This window comes from Stenotrophomonas sp. JAG2 (assembly GCF_041080745.1).
GTDB lineage: Bacteria > Pseudomonadota > Gammaproteobacteria > Xanthomonadales > Xanthomonadaceae > Stenotrophomonas > Stenotrophomonas maltophilia_AA.
In genome coordinates this window covers 138,350-163,704 of the sequence record NZ_JBEUMH010000001.1, presented here as the reverse complement: position 1 = coordinate 163,704, position 25,355 = coordinate 138,350, and the positions used below count along the sequence as shown (strand labels likewise).

25 protein-coding genes are annotated in these 25,355 nt (G+C 68.6%); 15 read left to right on the top strand and 10 right to left on the bottom strand.

Translation table 11 applies throughout. The annotated features are described in order from the left end of the window. Positions 1–3 precede the first annotated feature (3 nt). Genes AB9O74_RS00770 through recO form a run of 4 tightly spaced genes read left to right on the top strand, consistent with a single transcriptional unit; the run spans position 4 to position 2,702 of the window. Entirely contained in the window at positions 4–387 is a 384-nt protein-coding gene (locus AB9O74_RS00770) for a DUF4845 domain-containing protein (protein WP_176989190.1), read from the top strand. Then, positions 377–1,057: a ribonuclease III gene (gene rnc, locus AB9O74_RS00765; RefSeq protein ID WP_369348082.1), complete on the top strand. Its 681-nt coding sequence runs from the start codon at positions 377–379 to the stop codon at positions 1,055–1,057. Before AB9O74_RS00770 ends, rnc begins: the two co-directional genes overlap by 11 nt. Next, positions 1,054–1,950: a GTPase Era gene (gene era / locus AB9O74_RS00760; protein ID WP_176989192.1), complete on the top strand. Its 897-nt coding sequence runs from the start codon at positions 1,054–1,056 to the stop codon at positions 1,948–1,950. Before rnc ends, era begins: the two co-directional genes overlap by 4 nt. A 26-nt stretch (positions 1,951–1,976) precedes the next feature. Next, positions 1,977–2,702, top strand: coding sequence for a DNA repair protein RecO (gene recO, locus AB9O74_RS00755; RefSeq protein WP_346492424.1), 726 nt, complete (start codon positions 1,977–1,979; stop codon positions 2,700–2,702). A 10-nt stretch (positions 2,703–2,712) separates the two neighbouring features. On the opposite strand, the gene AB9O74_RS00750 is transcribed toward recO, so the two are convergent. Next, the gene (locus AB9O74_RS00750; RefSeq protein WP_369348081.1) at positions 2,713–3,441 is read right to left on the bottom strand and encodes a response regulator; all 729 of its coding nucleotides are present in this window, start codon (positions 3,439–3,441) and stop codon (positions 2,713–2,715) included. Between the two features lie 137 nt (positions 3,442–3,578). Here AB9O74_RS00750 and rlmD point away from each other — a divergent pair, with 137 nt between their 5' ends. Next, on the top strand, positions 3,579–4,913 hold the full coding sequence (gene rlmD, locus AB9O74_RS00745) for a 23S rRNA (uracil(1939)-C(5))-methyltransferase RlmD (protein ID WP_176989194.1): 1,335 nt from the start codon (positions 3,579–3,581) through the stop codon (positions 4,911–4,913). A 12-nt stretch (positions 4,914–4,925) separates the two neighbouring features. Here rlmD and AB9O74_RS00740 read toward each other — a convergent pair whose 3' ends face one another. Beyond that, positions 4,926–5,537, bottom strand: a complete 612-nt coding sequence (locus tag AB9O74_RS00740) for a hypothetical protein (protein ID WP_369348080.1) — start codon at positions 5,535–5,537, stop codon at positions 4,926–4,928. A 78-nt stretch (positions 5,538–5,615) separates the two neighbouring features. Here AB9O74_RS00740 and AB9O74_RS00735 point away from each other — a divergent pair, with 78 nt between their 5' ends. The 8 genes from AB9O74_RS00735 to AB9O74_RS00700 all read left to right on the top strand — a co-directional run bounded on the left by AB9O74_RS00735 (position 5,616) and on the right by AB9O74_RS00700 (position 11,364). Further along, entirely contained in the window at positions 5,616–6,119 is a 504-nt protein-coding gene (locus AB9O74_RS00735) for a CYTH domain-containing protein (protein ID WP_313219071.1), read from the top strand. Positions 6,120–6,164: 45 nt separating this feature from the next. Next, positions 6,165–6,857 (top strand): DsbA family oxidoreductase, encoded by a 693-nt coding sequence (locus AB9O74_RS00730; protein ID WP_369348079.1) that lies wholly within the window; start codon positions 6,165–6,167, stop codon positions 6,855–6,857. Positions 6,858–6,924: 67 nt separating this feature from the next. Continuing rightward, the gene (gene nagZ / locus AB9O74_RS00725; protein WP_369348078.1) at positions 6,925–7,932 is read left to right on the top strand and encodes a beta-N-acetylhexosaminidase; all 1,008 of its coding nucleotides are present in this window, start codon (positions 6,925–6,927) and stop codon (positions 7,930–7,932) included. Then, on the top strand, positions 7,932–8,486 hold the full coding sequence (locus tag AB9O74_RS00720) for a hypoxanthine-guanine phosphoribosyltransferase (protein ID WP_019183441.1): 555 nt from the start codon (positions 7,932–7,934) through the stop codon (positions 8,484–8,486). The genes nagZ and AB9O74_RS00720 overlap by 1 nt, the downstream gene beginning before the upstream one ends. After that, a complete protein-coding gene (locus AB9O74_RS00715; protein WP_176989199.1) occupies positions 8,486–9,232 on the top strand; it encodes an S-methyl-5'-thioinosine phosphorylase in 747 nt (248 codons plus the stop codon). The genes AB9O74_RS00720 and AB9O74_RS00715 overlap by 1 nt, the downstream gene beginning before the upstream one ends. An 88-nt stretch (positions 9,233–9,320) precedes the next feature. Beyond that, positions 9,321–9,527, top strand: coding sequence for a cold-shock protein (locus AB9O74_RS00710; RefSeq protein ID WP_019183439.1), 207 nt, complete (start codon positions 9,321–9,323; stop codon positions 9,525–9,527). A 63-nt stretch (positions 9,528–9,590) separates the two neighbouring features. Continuing rightward, entirely contained in the window at positions 9,591–10,838 is a 1,248-nt protein-coding gene (locus AB9O74_RS00705) for an FAD-dependent oxidoreductase (protein WP_369348077.1), read from the top strand. Between the two features lie 256 nt (positions 10,839–11,094). Further along, the gene (locus tag AB9O74_RS00700) at positions 11,095–11,364 is read left to right on the top strand and encodes a hypothetical protein (RefSeq protein WP_176989201.1); all 270 of its coding nucleotides are present in this window, start codon (positions 11,095–11,097) and stop codon (positions 11,362–11,364) included. Between the two features lie 44 nt (positions 11,365–11,408). Here AB9O74_RS00700 and pdeM read toward each other — a convergent pair whose 3' ends face one another. The 4 genes from pdeM to AB9O74_RS00680 are packed head-to-tail and all read right to left on the bottom strand — an operon-like array spanning position 11,409 to position 17,113. Then, a complete protein-coding gene (gene pdeM, locus AB9O74_RS00695) occupies positions 11,409–12,053 on the bottom strand; it encodes a ligase-associated DNA damage response endonuclease PdeM (RefSeq protein ID WP_369348076.1) in 645 nt (214 codons plus the stop codon). Next, a complete protein-coding gene (locus AB9O74_RS00690; RefSeq protein WP_369348075.1) occupies positions 12,043–14,490 on the bottom strand; it encodes a ligase-associated DNA damage response DEXH box helicase in 2,448 nt (815 codons plus the stop codon). Before AB9O74_RS00690 ends, pdeM begins: the two co-directional genes overlap by 11 nt. A gap of 14 nt (positions 14,491–14,504) precedes the next feature. Then, entirely contained in the window at positions 14,505–16,109 is a 1,605-nt protein-coding gene (locus AB9O74_RS00685) for an ATP-dependent DNA ligase (RefSeq protein WP_369348074.1), read from the bottom strand. Continuing rightward, positions 16,106–17,113, bottom strand: coding sequence for a ligase-associated DNA damage response exonuclease (locus AB9O74_RS00680; RefSeq protein ID WP_369348073.1), 1,008 nt, complete (start codon positions 17,111–17,113; stop codon positions 16,106–16,108). Before AB9O74_RS00680 ends, AB9O74_RS00685 begins: the two co-directional genes overlap by 4 nt. Positions 17,114–17,222: 109 nt before the next feature. Here AB9O74_RS00680 and AB9O74_RS00675 point away from each other — a divergent pair, with 109 nt between their 5' ends. Further along, on the top strand, positions 17,223–18,854 hold the full coding sequence (locus tag AB9O74_RS00675; RefSeq protein WP_369348072.1) for an isovaleryl-CoA dehydrogenase: 1,632 nt from the start codon (positions 17,223–17,225) through the stop codon (positions 18,852–18,854). A 67-nt stretch (positions 18,855–18,921) separates the two neighbouring features. Here the strand turns inward: AB9O74_RS00675 and AB9O74_RS00670 are convergent, their stop codons facing one another. The 3 genes from AB9O74_RS00670 to AB9O74_RS00660 all read right to left on the bottom strand — a co-directional run bounded on the left by AB9O74_RS00670 (position 18,922) and on the right by AB9O74_RS00660 (position 21,118). Then, positions 18,922–19,326, bottom strand: coding sequence for a hypothetical protein (locus AB9O74_RS00670; RefSeq protein ID WP_176989207.1), 405 nt, complete (start codon positions 19,324–19,326; stop codon positions 18,922–18,924). Positions 19,327–19,476: 150 nt separating this feature from the next. Then, positions 19,477–19,818, bottom strand: a complete 342-nt coding sequence (locus AB9O74_RS00665; RefSeq protein ID WP_019183430.1) for a hypothetical protein — start codon at positions 19,816–19,818, stop codon at positions 19,477–19,479. A gap of 124 nt (positions 19,819–19,942) precedes the next feature. Then, positions 19,943–21,118 carry an acetyl-CoA C-acyltransferase gene (locus tag AB9O74_RS00660; RefSeq protein ID WP_369348071.1) on the bottom strand — a complete coding sequence of 392 codons (1,176 nt, stop codon included), beginning with the start codon at positions 21,116–21,118 and terminating at the stop codon, positions 19,943–19,945. A 176-nt stretch (positions 21,119–21,294) separates the two neighbouring features. Here AB9O74_RS00660 and AB9O74_RS00655 point away from each other — a divergent pair, with 176 nt between their 5' ends. Beyond that, positions 21,295–24,162 carry a S8 family serine peptidase gene (locus AB9O74_RS00655; protein ID WP_369348070.1) on the top strand — a complete coding sequence of 956 codons (2,868 nt, stop codon included), beginning with the start codon at positions 21,295–21,297 and terminating at the stop codon, positions 24,160–24,162. An 81-nt stretch (positions 24,163–24,243) separates the two neighbouring features. Here AB9O74_RS00655 and AB9O74_RS00650 read toward each other — a convergent pair whose 3' ends face one another. Then, complete coding sequence (locus AB9O74_RS00650; protein ID WP_369348069.1) at positions 24,244–25,341, bottom strand: Glu/Leu/Phe/Val dehydrogenase dimerization domain-containing protein; 1,098 nt, start codon at positions 25,339–25,341, stop codon at positions 24,244–24,246. Positions 25,342–25,355: the final 14 nt, after the last annotated feature.

Here is a 25,355-nt window from a genome sequence, read left to right as displayed (position 1 = left end):
GCAATGAAGAACAGGACATCGCAGCGCGGCATCACCTTGACCTCGTTCCTGGTGGTGCTCATCGTGGTCGCCTTCGGCCTGTACATCGGCATGAAGCTGTTCCCGATGTATCAGGAGTATTACGCCGTGCGTACGGCGCTGAAGAGCCTGGCCAAGGAGCCGGGCGTGGCCAACATGGAGCCGGCACGGGTCCAGGAGCTGTTCTTCAAGCGCATTCACATGAGCTACTCCGAAAACCTCAAGCCCTCTGATATCAAGTTCGATCGCATCGATGGCGGTTGGAACTTGAAGGTCAACTACGAAGTACGTCGTCCGTTGATCGGCAACCTTGATGTCGTGGGCAAATTTGACACAAACCAGGATCTGACTCTCCGCGGTGCCGACTAAGACCTTCCAACGCGGTGACCTGATCGGTCACGCCTTCAACGATCCGGGCCTGCTCCAGCAGGCGCTGACGCATCGCAGCGCCGGCACGCCCAATAATGAGCGGCTGGAATTCCTCGGCGACAGCATCGTCAACATGATGGTGGCCCAGGCGCTCTACGAACGTTGGCCCAAGGCCGACGAGGGCGCGCTGACCCGTGCCCGCGCCGAGCTGGTGCGTGAAGGCGCGCTGGCGGTGATCGCGCGCGAGCTGCAGCTGGGCGAGCGGCTGATCCTGGGGCCCGGCGAGATGAAGACCGGCGGCCACCGCCGCGACTCCATACTGGCCGACGCTCTGGAGGCGGTCGTCGCCGCGATCTACCTCGATGCCGGGTTTGCCGCCTGCCGCACGGTGGTGCTGCCCTGGTTCAGTGCCTCGATGCAGGCCCTGCCGGCCACCGGCAAGCCCGAGAAAGACCCCAAGACGCGGCTGCAGGAATGGCTGCAGGCCCGACAGAAGGCGCTGCCGCTGTACGAGCTGGTGTCAGAATCGGGTGACGATCATGCCAAGACCTTCCGGGTACGCTGCGGCGTAACCGACCCCGCTGTCAGCACCGAAGGCGAAGGTGCCTCGCGACGGCTGGCCGAACAACAAGCGGCTGCCGCCGCCCTTGAGCAACTGGATTCCAAGTGAACGAAGCAACCCCCCATCGTTCCGGCAGCGTGGCCGTCATCGGTCGCCCCAACGTCGGCAAATCCACCCTGACCAACGCCCTGGTGGGCGCCAAGGTCAGCATCGTCTCCAACCGCCCGCAGACCACGCGGCACCGGTTGCTGGGCATTGCCAGCTACCCGGACGGCCAGATCGTGCTGGTCGACACCCCCGGCCTGCACCGTGCGCAGAAGCGCGCCATGAACCGGGTGATGAACCGCGCCGCGCGCGGCTCGCTCGAGGGCGTGGACGCCGGCATGCTGGTGATCGAAGCCGGCCGCTGGGATGACGAAGACACCCTGGCCTTCAACGTGCTCAGCGACTCGGGCATCCCGGTGGTGCTGGTGGTCAACAAGATCGACCGCCTGAAGGACAAGGGCGCCCTGCTGCCGTTCCTGCAGCAGGTCACCGAAGGCCGCACGTTCGCGGCCGTGCATCCGATCTCCGCGCAGAAGCGCAACGGCCTGGAGTCGCTGGTCCGCGACCTGATGAAGCTGTTGCCGGAAGCCCCGCCGATGTTCGGCGAGGACGAGATCACCGACCGCAGCCAGCGTTTCCTGGCCGGTGAACTGGTGCGCGAGCAGCTGATGCGCCAGCTCGGTGAGGAACTGCCCTATGCGACCACGGTCGAGATCGAGCGCTTCGTCGAAGACGGCAACCTGCTGCGCATCGGCGCGGTGATCTGGGTCGAGCGCGAAGGCCAGAAGGCGATCGTGATCGGCAAGGCCGGCACCCGCCTGAAGGAAATCGGGGCCAAGTCGCGCCTGCAGATGGAGCGCCTGTTCGGGGCCAAGGTCTTCCTGGAAACCTGGGTCCGCGTGCGCGAAGGCTGGTCGGACGACGAAGCCGCGCTCAAGGCGTTCGGCTACGAGTAATGCCTCCCTTCGCGGGCGGTTGAGTCATGCGCATCGACGATGAGCCGGCGTTCGTACTGCATGCCCGGGCGTGGCGGGAGACCAGCCTGCTGGTTGAAGTGCTGACCGAGCAGTACGGCCGGATCGGGGTGCTCGCCCGGGGTGTCTCCAGCCCGCGCAGCCAGGCGCTGCGCGCGGCCCTGCAGCCGTTGCAGTGGATCCGCCTGACCGCCGTGCAGCGGGGCGAACTGGCCCAGCTGCGTGGGGCCGAAGCGCTCGATGCCGCGCCGCGGCTGACCGGCGAGGCGATGCTGGCCGGGTTCTACATCAACGAACTGATGATGCGGCTGGCACCCCGCCAGGACCCGCTGCCCGAGCTCTACGACCACTACGCGCAGGTGCGTGCGCGGTTGCGCGATGGCGAGCCCTTGGCCTGGACCCTGCGGCGTTTCGAGCGCGATCTGCTGGAGGCACTGGGTTTCGGCTTCGATCTGCTGCACGGTAGCGACGACGAGCCGGTCGACCCGGCCGCGCGCTACGAACTGGACCCGCAGGAGGGGCCGCGTCGGCTGCTCAGCGACCGCGGTGTCGATCAGCGCCGCGGCACGGCGACTGGCAGCGCCTTGCTGGCGCTGGCCGCCGATGCGATGCCCGGGCCCGAGGATCTGGGCAGCCTGCGCCGGCCGATGCGCGCGGTGCTGATGCACCACCTGGGCGGACGCGGTTTGAAATCCTGGGAAATGCTCGAGGATCTGGCCCGGCGCCGCCCGTAGCGCCGGGGATCTACTGCAGCAGCGCGTCGACCGCGACGCGGAAGCGGCCCTGGGCACCGGTGGATTCCGGGGCCTGGTGCAGCTGGCGGACCGCTCGCGCCAGGCGTGCGGCGCCGACGAACCCGCAGCTGGCCTGCAGCCGATGCAGCTGCCCACGCAGGGCCCGTACATCGTCCTCGCGCAGGGCCTGGGCCACGGCGTCGCGTACCCCCGGCAACTCGGCCAGGAACAGTTCGCGCAGGGCGATCAGGTGGTGGCGCTGCCCATTCAGCGCAGCCAGGGCGGTGGTCTCGTCCCAATCCTGGCGCAGGCTGTCGGCATCGTCCGCGTCGAGCGGGGCCGACAGGCTGCCGGCGGTATGCACCAGCGCACGACGGACCGCCTTGAGCAGGTGCTCGCGGCTCAGCGGCTTGACCAGGGTTTCGCTGAAGCCGGCGTCGCGCAGGCGCGAATGGATCGAAGTATCGCCATCGGCAGTGTGCGCCAGCGCCGGGGTGTCCGGCCGCGAGCGGCGCAGCTCCTGCAGCAGCTGGGTGCCGTTGCCGTCGGGCAGGTTGACGTCGATCAGCCACAGGTCATGCTGGCTGCCGCGGGCGCGGTCCATGGCCGTGGCCAGTGAATCGGCGGTATCGACCTGGGCCGGCAGGGTTTCCAGCGCGGCCTTGAAGAAGCCGCGGCTGATGGTGTCGTCCTCGACGAGCAGGAATCGGGGCATGGGATCCCTCGGGGTCATCTGCATATGGGCTGCCTCCATGTCAGCTGCCTCCATAGTAAACGCGAAGGCTCCGCCTGCAAGCGGTTTCAGCGGGCGGCAAGTCAGTTGGCAGTTGGTATCTGCGACAATACGCACCCTTTTTGCCCGCAGCCTGTTGCCACGTGGCCCGAACCCGCTCCCGCCTCGACCGTACCCCCTTCCAGACCGACATCCTCGACCTCAGCCATGACGGCCGTGGCGTTGCCCGCCGCGACGGCGAGGGTGGCAAGGTCACCTTCATCACCGGCGCGCTGCCGGGCGAGGTGGTGACCGCCGAACCGACCGCGCGCAACCGCCATTTCGATGAAGCCCGGACCCTCGAGGTGGTACAGGCCTCGCCGCAGCGGGTGACCCCGCGCTGCCCGCATTTCGGCGTCTGCGCCGGCTGCGTGCTGCAGCACCTGGAGGAGTCGCAGCAGATCGTGGCCAAGCAGCGCGTGCTGATCGACAACCTGACCCGGATCGGCCACGTCAGCCCCGGCACCGTGCTGCCGCCGCTGGTCGGCGACAGCTGGGGCTACCGCCGCAAGGGCCGCTTCTCGGTGCGCCGCGTCGAGAAGAAAGACAAGACCCTGGTCGGCTTCCGCGAGCTGGATCCGCGTTTCGTCGCGGACCTGAGCCAGTGCCTGACGGTCATTCCCGAGATCGGCATGAAGGTCGGCGTGCTGTCCGAGTTCATCGAAACGCTCGATGGCAAACGCGATATCCCTCAGATCGAATTCATCGCCGGCGATGACGCGATCGTCCTGACCATCCGCCACATGCAGCCGCTCAGCGACGCTGACCGCGCGGCCTGGACCGCCTTCGGGCAGGAGCACGGCTTCGCGATCTCGCTGCAGCCCGGTGGCGTGGAGTCCGTGCATCCGCTGTGGCCGGCCGAAGTACCGCTGTCGTTCAAGCTGGCCCCGTGGGACGTCGAGCTGGCGTTCCGCCCGCTGGACTTCATCCAGGTCAACGCCAAGCTCAACGTGCAGATGATCGCGCACGCGCTCGCGCTGCTCGATGCCGGCCCTGACGAGCGCGTGCTCGATCTGTTCTGTGGCCTGGGCAACTTCACCCTGCCGCTGGCGCGTACCGTGCGCAACGTGGTCGGCGTGGAAGGCGATCCCGGCCTGGTGGCGCGTGCCAAAGAGAATGCCGTGCGCAACGGCCTGGAGAATGCCGAGTTCCATGCCGCCGACCTGACCCAGGACCAGCGCCAGGCGTCGTGGATGCGCCAGGGCTTCGACAAGCTGCTGCTGGATCCGCCGCGCTCGGGTGCGATCGAAGTGCTGCAGCAGCTGCCGCTGAAGCAGTTCAAGCGGATCGTCTACGTGAGCTGCCATCCGGGCTCGCTGGCGCGCGACGCCGGCTACCTGGTCAACGAGCAGGGTTTCACCCTGGTCTCGGCCGGCGCGATGGACATGTTCCCGCACACCGCGCACGTGGAAAGCATCGCGGTGTTCGAAAAGCGCTGACCGCGTTCGGGCTCAGCGGCGGTCTTCCGGCGCGGCGTTCTGCCACTCGCCCTGTGCATCGAACACATAGGTCTGCGGGTCGGTACCGCGCTCGGTGCCGTCCCCGGCGGTGACGTCGCAACGGATTTCCGGCGCCTGCATGGAGTGCAGTTCGCAGTCCTCGATCGCCAGGATCTGCAGGCCCTGCTGGAAGGCGCGCAGTTCCTCGCGGGCAGCGGCATCGTCGATGGCCGCGGCACGATGATCGAGCTGCTCGATGAGCAGTTCGCGGACACGCTCACGCGGAGGAACCGGCGCGTCGACATCGGCGCGCTGCATCGCCCAGCCCAGCCCCTGCGGGACGAAGCGCAGCATCCGGTAGCGGTTCTTGAGGCCGATCTCCATGCCGACCAGGCACTCGTACGCGCCGGTCACCGTCGTGCTCGCGAAGCACGGCCCGTGGTCGAATCCGCGCGGCGTGAACATCGACTGCAGCACCAGATCCTGGGCGGAGGCGGCCGGTTTCTTCTCGGCCTCGATCATGGCCATGATGGCCGCTTCGATCTGCGCGTGCGTGGGAGGCGTGGCGGCGGACACGCCCAGCGGCAGCAACGACAGCAGCAGGGTGGGGAACAGGGGTTTCATCGGGCGTCCTTGCAGGGCAGCCGACCAGTATAGAAGCAGCGCGTGGCCGCCGTGCCGGGATCGCCGCATACTGTGCGCATGGGCATCGAAATCGAACGCAAATACCTTGTCACCGGTGAAGGCTGGCGCACCGCCGCACACGCGGTGATTCCGATGGCGCAGGGCTATCTCAACGACACCGCCTCGCTCGACAGTGGCGCACAGAAGGCCTCCGTGCGCGTGCGCATCCAGGGCGAGCAGGCCTTCCTCAACATGAAATCGCGCGAGATCGGGCATACCCGGCAGGAGTTCGATTACCCGATCCCGGTGGACGACGCGCGCGCGCTGCTGGCGCTGTGTGTCGGCGGGCTGATCGACAAGCGCCGGCATCTGGTCGAGCACGAAGGGCTGCTCTGGGAAGTGGACGAGTTCCTGGGCGAGAACGCCGGGCTGGTGGTGGCCGAAGTCGAGCTCGAGCACGCCGATCAGGCGATCACGCTGCCCGACTGGGCCGGTGCTGAAGTGACCGACGAGGTCCGTTATTACAATCTGGCGCTGGCCGCGCACCCGTTTTCACGCTGGTCCAGCGCTGAACGCGGCTGACCGCCAGACCTTGTAAACGCCCCGCGGCACCCACAATCTGGCCAGATGAAAATCGATATCTGGTCGGATGTGGTGTGCCCCTGGTGCTGGATCGGCAAGCACCGGTTCCAGCAGGGCCTGGCGTTGCTGGGCGATGACGCGCCCGAGGTGGAGGTGCACTGGCACCCGTTCCTGCTCGACCCCGATGCGGGAACCACGCCCGTTCCACTCCGCGAGGCCTACGCGGCCAAGTTCGGCAGCGCCGAGCGCACCGAACAGATCCTGACCCAGACCCAGACCGCGGCGCGCGCCGAAGGCCTGCCGATGGACTTCGACCAGGGCCAGGTCCGGGTCACCACGCTGCCGGCGCACCGTCTGATGTGGCTGGCCGGGCGTGAGGGCGTCCAGGCGGCGGTCGGCGAGGCGCTGTTCCGCGCGCATTTCGTCGAAGGCCGCAACCTGGCCGACCCGCAGACCCTGATCGCCGCCGGCGCTGCCGGTGGTCTCGACGCGGGGCGCATCGCTGCGCTGCTGGCGGGCGAGGAGGGGCTGCAAGAGATCCAGGCCCAGCTGGCACAGGCGCAGCGGTTTGGCATTCAGTCGGTGCCCACCTTTGTGATCGACGACAAGTACGCCATCCAGGGCGCCCAGCCGCCGGAGGCCTTCGCCCAGGCACTGCGCCAGATCGCGGCGGAGAGCTCGCCCGCAGGGGCTGCCGGGCAGGGCGATGGCTGCGGCCCGGACGGCTGCGAGGTCTGACGCTGCGCGCGGGTTCTGCGACAATGCGGCGGTGCGCCATGGTGGCGCCCCGTATTGGAGACACCCCATGCTCGTGATCGGCGTTGCCGGGACCGAACTTACCGCCCAGGAACGCGAATGGCTGCAGCACGACGCCGTGGCCGGCGTCATCCTGTTCAAGCGCAACTTCGCCTCGCGCGAGCAGGTGGCCGAGCTGTCGGCGGCGATCCGTGCCGCCGCGCCGCGCCCGCAGCTGATCTGCGTGGACCAGGAAGGCGGACGCGTGCAGCGCTTCCGTGAGGGCTACAGCGCCCTGCCGCCGCTGCAGGGCTTCGATGCCCTGTATGCCACCGATCCGCAGGCCGCGCTGGCCCTGGCCGAGCAGCACGCCTGGCTGATGGCCAGCGAAGTGCGCGCCAGCGGCGTGGACCTCAGCTTCGCCCCCGTGGTCGATCTGGGTCGCGGCAATCGGGCCATCGGCGATCGCGCCTTCAGCGCAGATCCGCAGGTGGTGGCTGCGTTCACCGCGGCCTATGTGCGCGGGATGCACAGCGTCGGCATGGCCGCCACGCTCAAGCATTTCCCGGGCCACGGCACCGTGCTGGAAGACACCCATTTCGACGACGCCAGCGACCCGCGCACGCTCGATGAACTGCGCGCGCTGGACCTGATCCCGTTCGCGGCCGGCATCCGCGCCGGCGCCGATGCGGTGATGATGGCCCACGTGGTCTACCCGCAGGTCGCGCCGGAGCCGGCCGGCTACTCGCCGCGCTGGATCCAGCAGATCCTGCGCGAGGAGATGGGCTTCCGCGGCGTGGTCTTCTCCGATGACATCGGCATGGCGGCCTCGTTCTCGGCCGGTGGCGTCAAGGCGCGCGTGGATGCGCATCTGGACGCCGGCTGCGACGTGGTGCTGGTCTGCCACCCCGAACTGGTGGAAGAATCGCTGCGCGCGGTCGAAGGCCGCACCCTCAACACTGCTGCGCTGCTCGGCCTGATCGGTCGCGGCGCGCTGGGCTGGGACGGCCTGCTGGCCGATTCCCGCCATGGCACCACCCAATCCCGTTTGCTTGACACCCTTGGAAGAACCGTCTGATGCCCAACCTCACCATTTCCCAGGCCCTGGCCCAGGCCGACCTGCTGGTCGACCGTCCCACCATCGACAAGGCCATCGCTGGCATCGCCGACGCCATCGCGCGCGATTACAAGGGCGAGGTCCCGCTGTTCCTGTCGATCATGCATGGCGCGCTGCCGTTCGCCGGCCAGCTCGCGCTGGAACTGGGCGCACGTGGCCAGGATGTGCAGTTCGATTACCTGCACGCCACCCGCTACCGCGGTGAAACCACCGGCGGCGACCTGGTCTGGAAGCACAAGCCGGCCACCGCGCTGTTCGGCCGCCGCGTGCTGCTGGTCGATGACATCCTCGACGAGGGCTACACGCTGCAGGGCGTGCGCACCTGGTGCCTGGAGCAGGGCGCGACCGACGTGCGCATCGCCGCGCTGACGGTCAAGCTGCACGACCGCGCGCTGCCGGACGTCAAGGCCGACTACGCCGGCATCGACCTGCCGGACCGCTATGTGTTCGGTTTCGGCATGGACGTCAACGAGACGCTGCGCTGCGTGCCGGCCATCTACGCGATGAAGGAATGATGGAACACATTTCCCTCGCCGTCATCGGCGGCACCGGCGTCTACAAGCTGGCCCAGCTCGACGACGTGAGCAGCCACCAGGTCGAGACCCGTTACGGCACGCCGTCCGGTCCGATCCGCGTCGGCACGCTGCTGGGCCAGCGCGTGGCCTTCCTCGCGCGCCATGGCGAAGGCCATTCGCTGCCGCCGCACAAGATCAACTACCGCGCCAATCTCGCTGCGCTCCAGCAGATCGGCGCGCAGCGCGTGCTTGCGCTCAACACGGTCGGCGGGATCACCGAGCACTTCGGCCCGCGCGTGCTGGCCTGCCCGGACCAGCTGATCGACTACACCTGGGGTCGCATCTCGACCCTGTGCGAAGAGCCGGGTACCGACGTGCTGCATGTCGATTTCGGCCATCCGTACACGCCGATGCTGCGCAGCAAGGTACTGGCCGCGGCGAAAGTCACCGGCGTGCGCCTGCAGGACGGGGGCTGCTACGGCGCCACCCAGGGCCCGCGGCTGGAAACCAATGCGGAAATCGCGCGCATGCGCCGTGATGGCTGCGATCTGGTCGGCATGACCGGCATGCCCGAAGCCAGCCTGGCCCGCGAGCTTGGGCTGGACTACGCCTGCCTGGCGATCGTGGCCAACTGGGCCGCCGGCTGTGGCGATGGTGATGAGATCACGATGGCCGAAGTGCTGGCCAATGTGGACGCTGCCTCCTCCGGCCTGCCCGAATTGATCGGTGAATTGGCACGGGGGTGATTGTCATTCCGGTACAAGGTTTGCATACTCCGCCAGTGCGCTGGTTGAGCGTACACCACCCATTCATAGAAGAAGGTCTCGCATCACCATGCCGAACGGTACCGTCAAGTGGTTCAACGACGCCAAGGGATTTGGCTTTATCTCGCCGGAGGACGGCAGCGCCGACGTCTTCGCGCACTTCTCCGCGATCAACTCCAAGGGCTTCCGCAGTCTGCAGGAAGGCCAGAAGGTCACCTATGACGTGACCCAGGGCCCGAAGGGCGCCCAAGCCTCGAACATCGTGCCGGCTGAGTGATTTTTTCAGCTGCGCATTGAAAACCCCGCTTCGGCGGGGTTTTTTTTATCAGTGAGTCCGCGCATGACCCCTCGTCGCACCATCGCCATCGTCGGCTACGGCACGGCTGGCCAAGCCTTGTCGATCCTGCTTTCACGTGACCATCACGACGTGCACGTGTTCGAGCGTGCCACCACGCCCGGTCCGGTCGGGGCGGGGTTCCTGCTCCAGCCCAGCGGCCTGGACGTGCTCTGGCAGATGGAGCTGCTGCCGGCGGTGCTCCGTCATGGCGCCGCCGTGCGCCGGCTGTACGGCGAGACCCCGTGCGGACGCGCGGTGATGGACATGCGCTATGCCGACCTGGATCCATCGCTGCACGGGGTGGGGATGCAGCGCGGCGCGCTGTTCTCGCTGCTGGCCGACGCGTGGGAGCAGCCGGGCAACCTGCAGGCCGACACCGCCATCGTCGCGGTGGACGCCGCACAGGGGCGCCTGCGCGACGCACGCGGGCACTGGCATGGCCCTTACGATCTGGTGATCGCCGCCGATGGCGCCGCCTCGTCGCTGCGCGCGCAGGTGCAGGGCACGGTGCTGGACCGCGAGTACCCGTGGGGCGCGCTGTGGTGCCTGCTGCCGCGCGCCGATTGGCCGCACATCGATGAACTGCGGCAGCGCTACGTGGCCGCGCGCAGGATGATCGGCCTGCTGCCGGTGGGGACGCGACCGGGCAACGACACGCCGCAGCTGAGTTTCTTCTGGAGCCTGCCCCGCGACCGGTTCGCGCAATGGGAGCGTGACGGCATGGCGCGCTGGCTCGATGAGGTCGCCGCGCTGTGGCCGCAGGCGCATGAGCGCCTCGCCGGCGTGACCGGACCGGCGCAACTGGCCCGCGCCGGCTATCGCGATGCGGTGCTCTCGCGTTGGCATCGCGAGCGGCTGGTGCTGGTCGGCGATGCCGCCCACGCGATGAGTCCGCAGCTGGGGCAGGGCGTGAACATGGCCCTGATGGACGCGATGGCCCTGCGCGATGCGCTGCGCACGCATGCCGATCGCGACGCCGCGCTGCAGGCCTACCAGGCGCAGCGCCGCGCCCACGTCGCGATCTACCAGTACTGGAGCCGCTGGCTGACGCCGTTGTTCCAGTCCGAGCGCGACGGCTGGGCGCGCGCACGCGATCTGTTGTTCCAGCCGATGGGCCGCGTGCCCGGCGGGCGCGGGCACATGCTCCGCGTGCTCAGCGGAACGCAGCACGGCTGGCTCGGCAGACTGCCGTTGTCGCCCGGCTTCGCGCAGGCGATGCGCGCGTTGCACGCACCCGATGGCATCAGCTGATAACGCGGCGTAGCGGTGCCTGCGCGCCGATGTGAGGACGTGAATAACATTCATTGACGGTGGACTCACCGTCGGCATGGGACAACAGCGTGGCAAACGCAGCGTACGCGGCTTTTCTTCCTGCGCCCCGTGCTGCTCACGCCGAAGCGGTGTCCGATTCCTGATCGCTTGGAGGCCCCCGACTGACGGGTGGTAGGGTGGTGCTGCGTTTGCGACCTACGGTCCGGTGGACCGATCGCAACCCAAGGAGATTGAAATGCTGTTCTCGGCCGAAACTCTGGAAAGTGAAATCCGCAAACTGCGCGGACTACTGCAGATGCTGCATGAGGATCAGCCGGACGTGATGGAAGACGTGTTCGAGTTCCATGTGACCAGCCTCATCACGCACGCCGCGCCGGAGCACCATCCGCGCATCCGTGCCGCCGCCCACGAGATGTTGACCGCGATCCAGCGGCAACCGGTGCGGCCCAATCCGCACGCGCCGGATATCCGGCTGATGCCGGACCTGCTGGTCTCGGCGGCCTGATCCACACACGTTGACTGAGTGACTGTTGTCGCGCGCTGCTCGACCTAGCGCGCCGGCAACGCGATGGCCTGGTCTTCGACGCAGGCCACCAGTCTTTCGCCCGTGCCCAGCACCGGCGCGATACCCGCGGTGAATCCTGAGAAGGCGGGCAGGATCGTCATTCCCTCGCGAAGCCAGAACGATGGCCAGCGCCGCTGCATGCCCGGCAGCCTGGCCAGTGGATGCAGGTGGCCGCACAGCACGTGCAGGCCGGGGTGACGCTGCGGTGCGTGACGCAGCAGGAACGGTCCCTCCTGGACACGTTCACCCAGCAGCTCGATGCCGAGATCGGCTTTGGGCAGCACCCGGTCATGATTGCCCTCCAGCGCGCCGATCCAGAGCCGTGGATGCTGTTCACGCCAGCCCTGCCATTGCCGGTACCACGCGGCGCGGTGTGCAGCGCCATGCAGTACATCGCCGAGTATCCACAGCTGGCGCACCGCGTACTGCTGCACCATCGTGCCCAAGCGCTGCAGATCATCGGAGGTGCCCCCGCTGGGCAGGCCGATGCCCGAGCGCCGGAACAGGTCCGCCTTGCCCAGATGCAGATCGGCGATCAGCAGGCCCTGCCGCGCGGGCCAATGCAGCGCACGCGCGCCAAGCAGCTGGACGGTTTCGCCGGCGAGGGTGATCGGCAGTTCAGGCGCCATGGCGTTTCTCCAGTTGCTGTGCGGCGCGCAGGACGCGGGTCTTCCAGTCTTCGTTGCTGAGCTGGCCGCGCAGTCGTTCGGCCCACAACGGGAAGGACAGCGGGCCCAGGCTGGTGGGGTGCTGCAGGCTCAACGTGCGAGCCTGGCAGGACGCCAACGCACGGGCCAGGCTGTCGAGATCGAGTTGATCGTGCAGCACCTCGTGTTCGGCCAGCGTCAGCAGGATGTGATCCGGATCATGCTGGCGCAGCACGTCGTACAGCAGCCCGCTGGAGGCCTGCAGCTGGCGCAGGCTGCGTGGCGTACGGCCAGGCAGTGCCGGCACCAGCATGCCGGACACGCGCGCGATGTCGCGGAACTGGCGTCGCGCCAGTTCGCCCAGGTTGAGGCTCTCGCGCAGATCCGTGAGCAGTCCTTCCGGTTCCAGCAGGGTGCGCACGCGCGCGGCATCGATTTCGACAGCACGGGCTGGCGCCAGCACGAACCCATAGTCGTTGGCCGCGTAGCCGAACGTATTGGTCTGCAGGCGCGTCCAGCGCATCGCCATCAACGCGGCCAGCCCTTCATTGACCTGGCGGCCGGCGAAGGGGTACACGAACACGAACTGACCGTCGCGGCGGCGGACGTGTTCCACCAGCAGCAGTTCGGGCGCGGGCAACGCGGACAGGCGCGCCTGCAGCGACAACAACGGCGCCAGCCACTGCATCTCCGGGCTCTCCGGCGGGCGGGCCAGCACCGCTTCCATTTCATGCCCCAGCGCCTCGGAGAGCGGCAGGCGCCCGCCCTGCCAACGAGGCACCACACCGTCGCCGCCGCGCGCCAGTCGCACGTACGCGGTCAGATTCTCCAGGCGCACCAGTTCGAGCAGGCGCCCGGCGAACTGGAAGCGATCCCCCGGGCGCAGCCGGCTGAGGAACTGTTCCTCCACCGCGCCGAGCCGGCCGCCGCGCAGGAACTGCACCATGACGCTGCCATCGCTGGTGATGGTGCCGATCGACAAACGATGTCGCAGCGCGACGCGACGGTCATGCACGCGGTAGATGCCATCGTCATCGCGCACGACTTTGTGGAAATCCGGATACTGCGACAGCGCGCGACCGCCCTGCACGATGAACTCCAGCACGCCCTCCCAGTGCGCGTGGTCCAGTGCGGCGAAGGCATGCGTGCGTCGCACCTGCGCGAACAGCGCCTCGGGATCGAAGCCACCGCCGAGCGCGCAGCTCACCGCGTGCTGCGCCAGGACGTCCAGGGACAGCCGCAGCGGCCGGCGGGCCTCGATATGGCCCTGGGCCAGCGCACGTCGCGCCGCGGCGTACTCGACCAGCTCCAGCGCATGCGAGGGCACGCACACGATGTGCCCGGATTCGCCGGGGCGATGTCTGGCGCGGCCGGCACGTTGCAGCAGCCGGGCAATGCCCTTGGGGCTGCCGATCTGCAGGACCTGGTCGACACTGGGGAAATCGACGCCGAGATCGAGGCTGGACGTGGCGACCACGCAGCGCAACCGGCCTTCACGCAGGCCTTGTTCCGCGGCGCGGCGCAGGGCCGGGTCGAGCGAGCCGTGATGCAGGGCGAGGGTATCCGGATCTTCCGGCCACACCGCCGACAGTGCCTGGTGCCACAGTTCGGCGTGGGCGCGCGTGTTGGTGAACAGCAGGCTGGTGCGCACCGCCAGCAGTTTTTCCAGGACACGCTGCAGCTGCGACAGGCCCAGATGACCGGCCCACGGGAAACGCTCGCCCTGGGCCGGCAGCAGCGTCTCCACGCTGACCGGGCGCGGCCGCGCGCCGGCCACCAGCGGCGCGTCGGGCACGTCGGGCAACAGCACCTCGCGCGCCTCGTCCAGGTTGCCGAGCGTCGCCGAGAGCCCCCACACCTGCAGGGTGGGCAGCGCATCGCGCAGCCGGCGCAGGTTCAACTGCAGCAGTACGCCGCGCTTGTTGCCCAACAGTTCGTGCCACTCATCCACGACCACGCAGCGCAGGTGCTGCAGGCGCGCCATCGTGTCGGGATAGCTCAGCAGCAACGCCAGCGACTCCGGGGTGGTCACCAGCACATCGAGCCGTCCCTCGCGCGCCAGGCGCTTGTCGCGCGCGCTGGCATCGCCGGTGCGCAGGCCCACCTGCCAGTCCAGCCCGAGCGCGTCCAGCGGCTCGCGCAGCGCGCGCGCGGTGTCGGCGGCCAGCGCACGCAGCGGCGTGATCCACAGGACCTGCAGGACCGGCACCGGTGTCTTTGCACGGCCGCGGGTCGTCCGTGGCGGCGGATCGTGCAGCGCCTGCAGCAGCGGACCGCCGAACATCGCCAGTGTCTTGCCGCTGCCGGTCGGTGTGTGCAGCAGGCCGGACTCGCCGGCGAGATAGTGCCGCCACATCGCTTTCTGGAAGGGCAGCGGCGCCCAGCCCCGGCTGGCGAACCACGCCGTCAGGCGGGCCATGGCCTCCCGTCGCGTCACCGCGCCAGCGCCTGCAGCTGGGCCAGGGTGTCGGCCTCGCTGGCCGGCTTGTCGTGTCGCCAGCGCAGGATGCGGGGGAAGCGCACCGCAATGCCGGACTTGTGGCGCTTGCTGCGGTTCACCGCTTCAAAGCCGAGTTCGAACACCTGCTCGCCACGGACGCTGCGCACCGGCCCGAACCGTTCGATCGTGTTCGCGCGGATCCAGCGGTCCAGCGCGAGGATTTCCTTGTCGTCCAGGCCCGAGTACGCCTTGGCCACCGGCACCAGGGTCTCGCCATCCCACACCCCGAAGGTGTAATCGGTGTACAGCGTGCTGCGCCGGCCATGACCGGACTGCGCATAGATCATCACCGCATCGATGGTCAGTGGATCGATTTTCCATTTCCACCAGTCGCCGCGCCGGCGTCCCGCCTGGTAGACCGAATCGCGTCGCTTGAGCATCAACCCTTCCACACCACGCTCGCGGGCGAGATCGCGGTGCAGGGCGGCGGCGCTCCAGTCCGCGACGCTGACCTCCGGCGACAGCATCAGGCGCGGGTCGTCCAGCGTGGCGAGTACGTCGGCCAGGCGCGCACGCCGTTGCGCGAGCGGCAGCGCGCGCAGGTCTTCACCGCCCAGCTCGAGCAGGTCGTAGGCGAGCACGCGCACCGGCGTATCGCGCAGTGTCTTCGGCCCGGGCTTCAGCCGCTGGATGCGGGTCTGCAGCGCGGTGAACGGCAGCGGCAATGCGTCGCCGTCGGCCCAGGCCAGCAGCTCGCCATCGATCACGCAGCCATCGGGCAACGCCATCGCCGCCGCGTCGATTTCGGGGAAGCGGCCATCCAGCCGTTCTTCGCCGCGCGACCACAGCGCGACCTCGCCCTGGCGGCGCAGCACCTGCAGGCGGATGCCGTCCCACTTCCACTCCAGCAGCCAGTCTTCGATCGGACCGAGCGTGTCGACCTCCGCCTCCAGCGGCGAGGCCAGGAAGAACGGGTAGGGCTGCTGGCGATCTTCAGGGCGCTCTTCGGGTGACAGCAGGGCCGCCAGCAATCCGGGCGTCGGCACCCAGCTGCCGAGCATGCGCTGGGCGATGCGCGCGATATCGATCCCCGACCACTCCGCCAGTGCCTGCTGCACCAGCCGCTGTGAGACGCCCACGCGCAGCGCACCCGTCAGCAGCTTGTTGAACACCAGCCGCTCGTCGAAGGCGAGCTGTTGCCACGCCCCGGTGATGGCCGCGTGGCGTACCGGTTCGGGCTGATTGGCGACCGGCAGCAGTTTCTGCTCGATCCAGTCGGCCAGCGCGATATCCGCGCCGACCTGCAGCGGATCGTCCATCAGCAGGGTCAGCGTCTCGGCCAGGTCGCCCACCTGGTCGTAGCTGTCGTCCACCAGCCAGGCCGGCGTGTCGGAGAGCTCCGCGACCCACGCGCGCAGCTCGGCGTTGCCGGCGATCTTCCGGCGCGCGCTGGTGACCTTGCCGCCGGCCAGCAGGAACAGCGCCCACGCCGCGTCGTGCGGGGGCGCCTGCTGGAAGTAGCGCACCAGCGCGGCGCGCTTGTCGCCGGTGGCAGTGCTGCGGTCGAGTTCACTGTAGAGCGCGGCGAAGCGTTTCATTCTTCGTCCCCGTAGCCGGTGGCGAAGGCCTCGGCGGCGACGCCGCGCTCGCGCAGGAAACGGATCAGCGCGTCGGTGTTGCCATGGGTGGCGATGACGCGGCGGGCACCGGTCTCGGCGATGGTGCGCAGCAGGTCGGGCCAGTCGGCATGATCGGAGACGACGAAGCCACGGTCGTAGTTGCGGCGGCGGCGGTTGCCGCGCACCCGCATCCATCCCGACGCGAAACCAAGCTGCGCGCGTTTGAAGCGGCGCATCCACGCACTCCCCGCCGCCGAGGGCGGGGCCAGGATCAGCTTGCCGGCGAACTCCGCACCGCGCGCCTGCTCGCTGACCGGCTCGGTGGCGAGCATCGGAATCCCGGCCTCGCGGTAGACCGCCACGCCGGTAGCGATCGCGCCATGCAGCAGCGCCGGCTGCGTATCCAGCGGCAGCAGTTCGGCCAGGATCCGCTGTGCTTTGCCCAGCGCGTAGCAGAGCAGCACGGCCGCCTCGCCGCGCGCTTCGCATTCGCGCCGCCACGCCACGATGTCCGCCGCGACCTGCGACGTGTCCGGCCAGCGGTACACCGGCAGGCCGAAGGTCGCCTCGGTGATGAAGGTGTCGCAGGGCACCACCTCGAACGGGTCGCAGCTCGGATCGTGCTGCCGCTTGTAGTCGCCGGAGGCGACCCAGACCCGCCCCGCATGCGCGATCCGTACCTGGGCCGAGCCGAGCACGTGCCCGGCCGAATGCAGGGAGACCTCGGTGTTGCCCAGGGTGAAGCGTTCACCATAGGCGTGCGCGCTGCAGTCCACATCGCCCAGGCGCCAGCGCAGGATCGGCAGGGTCTGTGTGGTGCAGTGGTAGTGGCCCATGCCGTTGCGCGCGTGATCGCCATGGCCGTGCGTGATCACCGCCCGCGGCACCGGTCGCCACGGGTCGATATGGAAATCACCGGCGGGGCAGTACAGCCCCTCGGGCCGGAGCACCACCAGGTCGTCGTTGTCGGCATCCGCGTTCATGCCTGCACTGTGCCGCCGCGCTCGTGCAGGAGGTGAGAATCCGCATGAACGGCGGCCTGCAGGGGGATGCGGCAGAATCGGTGCATCTGTCTGCAAGGAGCTTGCCGTGATGACGTCAGCACTGCCCGCGTTCGAAACGCACGAGGTGAGCAACCAGCCGCCACCTTTCGGGGGGCGCAATCTGTGGGCCGACGACGTCGCACTGGCCGAGGCAGTGCAGCGCGAAGGAGGCGCCGCGTTCGCGGGCCAGCTGGCGCGCTATGGCGGCCTCGCCGGCGATGAGCTGTACCGGATCGGCTTCGACGCCAATCGCGATCGGCCGCGCCTGCGCACCCACGATGCGCAGGGACATCGCATCGATACGGTCGAGTTCCATCCGGCGTACCACCAGCTGATGACGACGGCGAAGACGCACGGCGTAGCCGGGCTGTCCTGGCACGATGGTGGGCCGGGTGCGCATGTCGCGCGCGCGGCGTTGAGTTATCTGCATCACCAGGCCGAGGCGGGGACCAGTTGTCCGCTGACGATGACCCACGCCGCCGTCGCCGTGCTGCTCCAGGATCCGTCACTCGCCGCCTGGGCGGACAAGGCGGCGGCCCCGCATTACGACCCGCGTGACGTGCCGATCGCGGACAAGGCCGGGATCACCCTGGGCATGGGCATGACCGAGAAGCAGGGCGGCTCGGACGTGCGCAGCAACACCACGCGGGCCGAGCCCCAGGCCGATGGCAGCTATGCGTTGGTCGGCCACAAGTGGTTCTTCTCCGCGCCGATGTCCGATGGTTTCCTGGTGCTGGCGCAGGCGCCGGGAGGCCTGAGTTGCTTCCTGATGCCGCGACGCCTGCCCGATGGCAACCGCAACGCGTTCCGGCTGATGCGCTTGAAAGACAAGCTTGGCGACTGGTCCAACGCCTCCAGCGAGGTGGAGCTGTGCGGTGCCTGGGCGCAGCGTGTCGGCGAAGAAGGGCGCGGGGTGGCCACCATCATCGGCATGGTCATGATGACGCGGCTGGACTGCATGCTCGGTGCCGCCGCCGAGATGCGCATGGCCCTGGCCCAGGCGCTGCACCACACACGGCACCGCAGCAGCTTCGGCACCCGGCTGAGCGAGCAGCCGCTGATGGCCAACGTCCTGGCCGATCTGGCGATCGAATCCGAAGCGGCCACGGTGTTCGCCATGCGTGTGGCACGCGCGGTGGACCAGGCCGCGGCCGATCCGCAGCAGGCCGCGTTCGCGCGCATCGCCACGGCCGTGGGCAAGTACTGGGTGTGCAAGCGCGCGGCCGTGTTCGTCAATGAAGCGCAGGAGTGCCTCGGCGGCGCGGGCTATGTGGAGGAGTCGATGCTGCCGCGGCTTTACCGGCAGGCGCCGTTGAATTCGATCTGGGAAGGCAGCGGCAACATCCAGTGCCTGGACGTACTGCGTGCCTTGTCACGCGAACCGCAGGTGCTGCACGCGCTGGATGCGGAATTGAATGCGGTGGCCGGTGCCGATGCGATCTATGACGCCGCACTGCGTGCGTTGCGCGCCCAGCTCGCGGCCACGCCGGAGCAGGCACAGGCCCGGCGCATCACCGAACGCCTGGCGCTGCTGCTGCAGGCCGCGGTCCTGCTGCGGGCGCAGAGTCCGAACACATCCGCCTTCATCCGTTCACGGCTCGGCGCCGAGCACGGGATGGCCTTCGGCACGTTGCCGGCGGATATCGATGTCGGCGCCGTGCTGGGCCGCGCACTGCCATAACGCAGACGCCCCCTCCAAGGGAGGGGGCGTCGTGACCCACGTGATGCCCTTGAAGGGGCGGCCGGACTCAGCGCTTGGCTTCGTTGGCGTTCTTGTTGGCATCGTCCGCGACGTCGCGCGCCTTGTCGGCGACCTTCTGCGCGGCATCGGCGGTGGACTCGCTGGCGTGGGCAGCCGCATCCTTGGCGGCGACCTTGGCTTCGCCGGCAGCCTCGGAGGTGGCCGCAGCAGCGCGGTCGAGTGCCTGCTGGGTATCGGCGGCAGCGCGCTCGGAGGCGGCCGCGGCATCATCGGCAGCACTGCGGGTGGCCGCAGCGGCCTTGTCGACGGCTTCGCGCGCGGCGGCATTGGTGCTGTCGGCGGCCTGCGCGGCGTCACGGCGGGCCTGTTCGGCCTCCGGGCCCTTGCACGCGGCCAGGCCGAGCAGCAGGGAAGCGGCCAGCAGGGAGGTGGTCAGCGGACGAATCTTCATGTGGCGCTCCAGAACGGCGATGGATGGGAGGCCAGCCTATTCATGCGCCTGTGAAGACGCGGTGCGCGCGGCAGCGCGGCAAAGAACACCCAAAGAAAAAGCCGCTGGCGAACCAGCGGCTTCTTCAGACTTGCTTGAAGAAAGAAGTGATTACTTCTTGGCTTCTTCAGCAGCGTCCTTGGCCTGCTCAGCGGTGTTTTCCGCAGTCTTGGCAGCGTCCTTCGCCTGCTCAGCAGCAGCGTCGGTGGCAGCGCCAGCAGCCTGGGCAGCGGCATCAGCCGAAGCGTCAGCAGCGGTGGTGGCGGTGTCAGCAGCAGCCTGGGCAGCGTCAGCAGCCGGGGCGCCAGCAGCAGCGGCCTGGTCAGCAGCGGCCTGGGCGTCAGCGGCGGCTTCGTTGGCCGAAGCGGCGGCGTCAGCAGCCTGCTCCTGCTTCGAGCAGGCGGTCAGAGCCAGGCCCAGGGCCATTGCGATCAGCAGCTTGTTGATGCTCATTGTTGTGAATCCTCGTCGTTAGATTAGGCAACGCGCTATTGCGCGCCCGGCAACATGATGACAAGCCACGATTGGCTGTCAAGCGATCGCGCATTCAGTTTTGAGAAATGCGCGTTAAACCAAATCAAATCAATTCGATAGCGATGGCGGTTGCTTCGCCGCCGCCAATGCACAGGGTAGCAATTCCGCGCTTGGCGTCGCGCTTGCGCAACGCGTTCACCAGCGTGACCACCAAGCGTGCACCCGACGCACCGATGGGATGACCCAATGCGCAGGCACCGCCATTGACGTTGACCTTGTCATGCGGAATGCCCAGCTCGCGGATCGGCGCCATCGCGACCACGGCGAAGGCTTCGTTGATCTCGAACAGGTCCACCTGGTCCAGCGTCCAGCCGGTCTTTTCCAGAAGCTTGTGGATCGCACCGATCGGCGCGGTGGTGAACCACTCCGGCGCCTGCGAATGGGTGGCGTGGCCGACGATGCGGGCCAGCGGCTTCAGGCCGCGGGCGGCGGCGTCTTCCTCGGTGAGCAGCACGACCGCGGCGGCGCCGTCGGAGATGCTCGAGGAGCTGGCGGCGGTGACAGTGCCGTCCTTCTTGAACGCCGGGCGCAGGGTCGGGATCTTGGCGATGTCCGAGCGGCTCGGCTGTTCGTCCTGTGCGTACTCGACCTCACCCTTGCGGGTGCTGACCTTCACCGGCACGATTTCTCCGTCGAAGGCGCCATTGGCCTGCGCGGCCTGCGCGCGGCGGACCGATTCGATGGCGAAGGCATCCTGGTCCTCGCGGCTGACCTGGTACTTCTCCACCGTGCATTCGGCGAACTCGCCCATGGCCTTGCCGTCGTAGGCATTGACCAGGCCGTCGTGCGCCATGTGGTCGATCACCTGGAAGTTGCCGAAGCGGTTGCCGGTGCGCGAGTTGGGGATCATGTGCGGGGCGTTGGACATCGACTCCATGCCGCCGGCGACCACGACGCTGGCCGAGCCGGCCTTGATCAGGTCATGCCCCAGCATGATGGCCTTCATGCCCGAGCCGCACACCTTGTTGAGGGTGGTGGCGCCGGTGGAGACCGGAATCCCGGCGGCGATCGCGGCCTGGCGGGCCGGCGCCTGGCCGAGGTTGGCCGGCAGCACGCAGCCCATGATCACTTCGGAAACGTCCGCAGCCGGTACTCCGGACTGCTCCAGGGCTGCTGCGATCACGGTGGCCCCCAGGGTCGGGGACGGCACGCCGTTGAACTGGCCCAGGAAGGAGCCGATGGCGGTGCGCTTGGCGGCGGCGATGACGATGTTGGACATGTGCAATCTCTTTGGTGCGTGAGCGAAGAGCGGAATGGGAACGCGGGCGTTGGAAGCCGACGCATTTCCCGGCAGACTGCGTGGGGGTCGGTCCAGTATAGAGGGTCGGCATTGACCGCCGGTGTCTGCCCGGGAGGCAGGCAGGTGGGGAAGGTCCATTCACAAGGGGAGCAGGGATGAAGCAGGTTGTGATCGGCAGGTCGGCCTTGGCCGCGGCATTGGCGTTGGCACTGAGTGCCTGCGGAGGCGGAGGCAGCAATGTCCGCGGGGATCTGGAGCCGTCGCCGCCTCCGACCCAGCCCCCGTCGCCGCCCCCCACCACGCCACCTTCTCCACCGCCGACCACGGCGCCGACGCCGCAGCCGGCGATCGACGCGCACCTGGCCATCGTCCAGGCGGGGCCAGCGCAGTCCGCCGGCTGGACCGGTGCCGGCGTGCGCATCGGCATCGTCGATTCGGGCGTGAACCGTGAGCATCCCGCGCTCAGCGGGCGGGTGCTGGCGAACTACACCTACGTCGATCCGCGCGTGAACAACGTCAATGTGGACGACGTGGTCGGCCACGGCACCGTCGTCGCCGAACTGGCCGCCGGTCGCCGTGTAGGCAGCTGGCCGGGCGGCGTTGCCAGCGAAGCGCAGATCGTCTCGGCGCGCATCATCGCCGACAAGCGTCCCGTCGATGACGGCTCGGGCAGTGGCAACGAAGTGACCGGTGCGATCGGCCTGGACGGCGTGCATCAGGACCTGATCGCGGCCGGCGTCAAGATCATGAACAACTCGTGGGGTGGCCTGTACTGGACCAACCCGTCGGCCACCGCGCCGATCGCCCAGGAATACCGGCCCTTCATCATCAGCAACGGCGGCCTGGTGGTGTTCGCCACCGGCAACGAGAGCAAGCCCAATCCCTCCAGCATGGCGGCGCTGCCCAGCCAGGTCGGTCCGGGCGGCAGCCTGCCCGCCGCGGATCTGGAACGCGGCTGGCTGAGCGTGACCGCGGTCGATACCGCAGACCCGGGCAAGCTGGCTTCGTATGCCAACGCCTGCGGCGTCGCGGCGCAGTATTGCCTCGCCGCACCGGGCACGGTGGCGTATGTCGATCCGGCCAACAAGGGCGGCACGCCGGAGTACTACTATGGCTCGGGCACGTCCTATGCGGCGCCGCTGGTCTCCGGCGCGGCGGCGCTGGTGTGGCAGAAATATCCGTATTTCACCAACGACCTGGTGCGCCAGACGCTGCTGGGCACCGCGACCGATCTCGGCGCGGCCGGCGTGGACCGGACGTTCGGCTACGGCCTGCTCAACATCGCCAAGGCGATCAATGGTCCGGCCAGGCTGGACTGGGGCGATGTGACGGTCAATGTCGCCACGGTGGGCCTGGATTCGGTGTGGAGCAACGACATCAGCGGCGACGGCGGGCTGACCAAGCAGGGTGCGGGTGCGTTGACCCTGGCCGGCACCAATACCTACACCGGTGACACCATCATCGAGCGCGGCACCCTCGCGCTGCGCGGCGGTGCGTCGCTGCGGTCCAACGTGGTCATCGCGCCGCAGGCGGGTAATCCCAATGCTGCGGCGCTGCAGTTCATGAACGGCACGACGCGGGTCAGCGGCAACGTGGACAACGGCGCCAGCGTGATCCTGCGCAGCGACAACATCGATGCGGTCATCGAAGGCAACTACATCCAGCGTGCCAGCGCGCAACTGGTGGTCGCACTGGGTGCCAACCCGCTCATGGTGAACGGCAGCGCCACGCTGGCCGGCACGGTGCGCGTGGACAGCATCATCAGCGGCTACGTGCCCCAGGACGGACGCACGCAGCCGCTGCTGCATGCCGATGGTGGGGTGACCGGCACCTTCGCCAGCGTCACCAACGGGCTGGCGCCCGGCACCCTGCTCCAGGCCAGCCTGCTGCATGCGAACAACGACGTCACCCTGGTCACCGACCGCATCAACGTGACCAGCGCGAGCCTGCAGGCCGGCCTCGGTGGAACCGCCCTGGCGTCGGCGGCGCGCGTGGAATCCGCGTTCGAGGTGCTCGATGGCAAGGGGGCGGCGCTGGACGGGTTCGCGGACGCGGCCGGCCAGCTGCAGCAGGTCGACGGGGCCAACGCCTTGCAGGCGAGCCTGGACAGCCTGTCCGGCAAGGCGCATGCGCTGGCGACGGCGGCGACCTTCGACAGCATCGACATGAACCGTCGTGCGCTGTCGGCACGGGTCGGTGACGTGCAGGCCGCGCCGCGCCTGCGCGGTGCCTGGCAGAGCGCGTTGGGCGAGGCCGGCCAGGGCAGCTTCGCCGGCAACGGGGTGGCGACCCGGGGCTGGATGATGGGCCAGGACATGGCGCTGGGCAGCCACGGCATGCTCGGTTTCGCGTTCGGCGAAACCCGCAGCTACGGCAGCCGCGAGTGGGGCAGTGACCGCGGCCGCGACCGTCAATCGCAGGCGCAGGTCTATGCGGGCTGGGGGACCGGCCGTGCGTATGCGATGGGCCAGATCGGCGCCGGCCAGTTCACCCGTGAGATCGATCGCCAACTGCTGCTGGGTGCCGGCCAGTACGGGGTCAATGCGCGCTACGGCGGCAGCTTCAGCGCGGCCAGCGTGGAGTCGGGTTACCGCTTCGGCAGCGCCACGGCATCGCTGACGCCTTACCTGGGCGCCGAGTACGCCCGGGTGGACAGCGACGGCTTCAGCGAAGCGGGCGGCATGGGTTTTGGCCTGCGCGCGCACGATGCCGCGAGCACGCGCAGCCAGGCCCTGGCCGGTCTGCGCGCCGAGCGTCGCTGGGGCGGCTGGTCGCTGCGCGGCTATGCCGAGTGGCAACAGCATCTCGCCAGCGACGGCCTGGCCTTGGACGCCAGCTTCGTCGGGGTCGAGGCCTGGGCACCGGTGGCCGGGTTGCAGCCGGCCCGCTCGGGCGGTCTGTTCGGGCTCTCGGTGGAGTCGTGGCTGAGCCGCACCAGCCGCCTGGCGTTCGGCTACGACCAGCGCTTCGGCCCGCGGGGCGATCTGCGCCAGGTGCAGCTGCGCTATTCGGCCGGGTTCTGACAGCCGGTCTCACTGCGACGTGTGTAAAAAAAGAGGGCGCGATCGATGATCGCGCCCTCTTTCGTTGTATCGCCCCACGGCTCAGTTGCCGCGCAGGGTGCCCCGGCGCGGCGTGCTGGGACCCAGCGGCATCTTCAGTTTGCCGATCGACAGGATGCGCGATTCGGCGATCTGGTCGGCGGCGCGCTGCGGGGCGATGCCCTCGATCTGCGACAGCGCGAAGATGCGGCCGAGGTTGTGGTAAATGCTGCGGATCAGGCGCATCGCACGCTCGCGGTTGTAGCCGTCGATCTCGAGCGAGACGTTCATGACACCGCCGGCATTGACCGCGTAATCCGGCGCGTAGAGGATGCCGCGGGCATGCAGTTCGTCACCCACTTCCAGGCTCGAGAGCTGGTTGTTGGCAGTGCCGCAGACGATCTTGCACTTCAGCCGCGGCAGCGTATCCGGATTGATCGCGCCTTCCAGCGCGCACGGCGCGAAGATGTCCGCGTTGACGTCGTAGATATCCTCCGGCTTGACCGCTTCGGCACCGTATTCGGTGACCGCACGCTCAACGCGCGCGCTGTCCAGGTCGCTGACGTACAGCTTGGCGCCGCGGTCGCGCAGCAGCTTCACCAGTTCCATGCCGATGTGGCCCAGCCCCTGCACCGCGATGCTGGCCTTGCCGACTTCCTCATGGCCGAGCTTGTGCTGCATCGACGCCATCAAGGCCTGCAGGGCGCCATACGCCGTGAACGGCGCCGGATCGCCGGAGCCGCCATGCACCTGGTGTACGCCGGTGACGTACTCGCTCTCCAGGTAGATGTTCTCCATGTCGTTGACATCGGTGCCGACGTCCTCGGCGGTGATGTAGCGGCCGCCCAGCGAATCCACGTAACGGCCGAACGCGCGGAACAGCACCTCGGACTTGTCGCGCTTCGGGTCGCCGATGATCACCGCCTTGCCGCCGCCCACGTTCAGACCGGCCAGCGCGTTCTTGTAGGTCATGGTGCGGCTCAGCCGCAGCGCGTCGGCCAGGGCCTCGTCGGTGCTGGCGTAGGGACGCATGCGCACACCGCCCAGGGCCGGGCCGAGCGTGGTGTTGTGGATGGCGATGATCGCCCTCAGACCGGCGTCGCGGCTGTGGCAGAACACCACTTGTTCGTGACCGGTGGTTTCGAGGGTTTCAAATAACATGGTGGCTCCGATGG

Bases quoted from the DNA above. Each gene is read 5' to 3' on its own strand.
- AB9O74_RS00705 (WP_369348077.1), top strand. From the start codon at position 9,591: ATGACCCCTCGTCGCACCATCGCCATCGTCGGCTACGGCACGGCTGGC.
- AB9O74_RS00650 (WP_369348069.1), bottom strand. From the start codon at position 25,341: ATGTTATTTGAAACCCTCGAAACCACCGGTCACGAACAAGTGGTGTTC.
- AB9O74_RS00685 (WP_369348074.1), bottom strand. From the start codon at position 16,109: ATGAAACGCTTCGCCGCGCTCTACAGTGAACTCGACCGCAGCACTGCC.
- AB9O74_RS00665 (WP_019183430.1), bottom strand. From the start codon at position 19,818: ATGAGCATCAACAAGCTGCTGATCGCAATGGCCCTGGGCCTGGCTCTG.
- AB9O74_RS00700 (WP_176989201.1), top strand. From the start codon at position 11,095: ATGCTGTTCTCGGCCGAAACTCTGGAAAGTGAAATCCGCAAACTGCGC.
- AB9O74_RS00750 (WP_369348081.1), bottom strand. From the start codon at position 3,441: ATGCAGATGACCCCGAGGGATCCCATGCCCCGATTCCTGCTCGTCGAG.
- AB9O74_RS00715 (WP_176989199.1), top strand. From the start codon at position 8,486: ATGGAACACATTTCCCTCGCCGTCATCGGCGGCACCGGCGTCTACAAG.
- AB9O74_RS00660 (WP_369348071.1), bottom strand. From the start codon at position 21,118: ATGTCCAACATCGTCATCGCCGCCGCCAAGCGCACCGCCATCGGCTCC.
- AB9O74_RS00720 (WP_019183441.1), top strand. From the start codon at position 7,932: ATGCCCAACCTCACCATTTCCCAGGCCCTGGCCCAGGCCGACCTGCTG.
- nagZ (WP_369348078.1), top strand. From the start codon at position 6,925: ATGCTCGTGATCGGCGTTGCCGGGACCGAACTTACCGCCCAGGAACGC.
- pdeM (WP_369348076.1), bottom strand. From the start codon at position 12,053: ATGGCGCCTGAACTGCCGATCACCCTCGCCGGCGAAACCGTCCAGCTG.
- AB9O74_RS00770 (WP_176989190.1), top strand. From the start codon at position 4: ATGAAGAACAGGACATCGCAGCGCGGCATCACCTTGACCTCGTTCCTG.
- AB9O74_RS00735 (WP_313219071.1), top strand. From the start codon at position 5,616: ATGGGCATCGAAATCGAACGCAAATACCTTGTCACCGGTGAAGGCTGG.
- AB9O74_RS00690 (WP_369348075.1), bottom strand. From the start codon at position 14,490: ATGGCCCGCCTGACGGCGTGGTTCGCCAGCCGGGGCTGGGCGCCGCTG.
- AB9O74_RS00730 (WP_369348079.1), top strand. From the start codon at position 6,165: ATGAAAATCGATATCTGGTCGGATGTGGTGTGCCCCTGGTGCTGGATC.
- AB9O74_RS00740 (WP_369348080.1), bottom strand. From the start codon at position 5,537: ATGAAACCCCTGTTCCCCACCCTGCTGCTGTCGTTGCTGCCGCTGGGC.
- AB9O74_RS00710 (WP_019183439.1), top strand. From the start codon at position 9,321: ATGCCGAACGGTACCGTCAAGTGGTTCAACGACGCCAAGGGATTTGGC.
- AB9O74_RS00680 (WP_369348073.1), bottom strand. From the start codon at position 17,113: ATGAACGCGGATGCCGACAACGACGACCTGGTGGTGCTCCGGCCCGAG.
- AB9O74_RS00675 (WP_369348072.1), top strand. From the start codon at position 17,223: ATGACGTCAGCACTGCCCGCGTTCGAAACGCACGAGGTGAGCAACCAG.
- AB9O74_RS00655 (WP_369348070.1), top strand. From the start codon at position 21,295: ATGAAGCAGGTTGTGATCGGCAGGTCGGCCTTGGCCGCGGCATTGGCG.
- recO (WP_346492424.1), top strand. From the start codon at position 1,977: ATGCGCATCGACGATGAGCCGGCGTTCGTACTGCATGCCCGGGCGTGG.
- AB9O74_RS00670 (WP_176989207.1), bottom strand. From the start codon at position 19,326: ATGAAGATTCGTCCGCTGACCACCTCCCTGCTGGCCGCTTCCCTGCTG.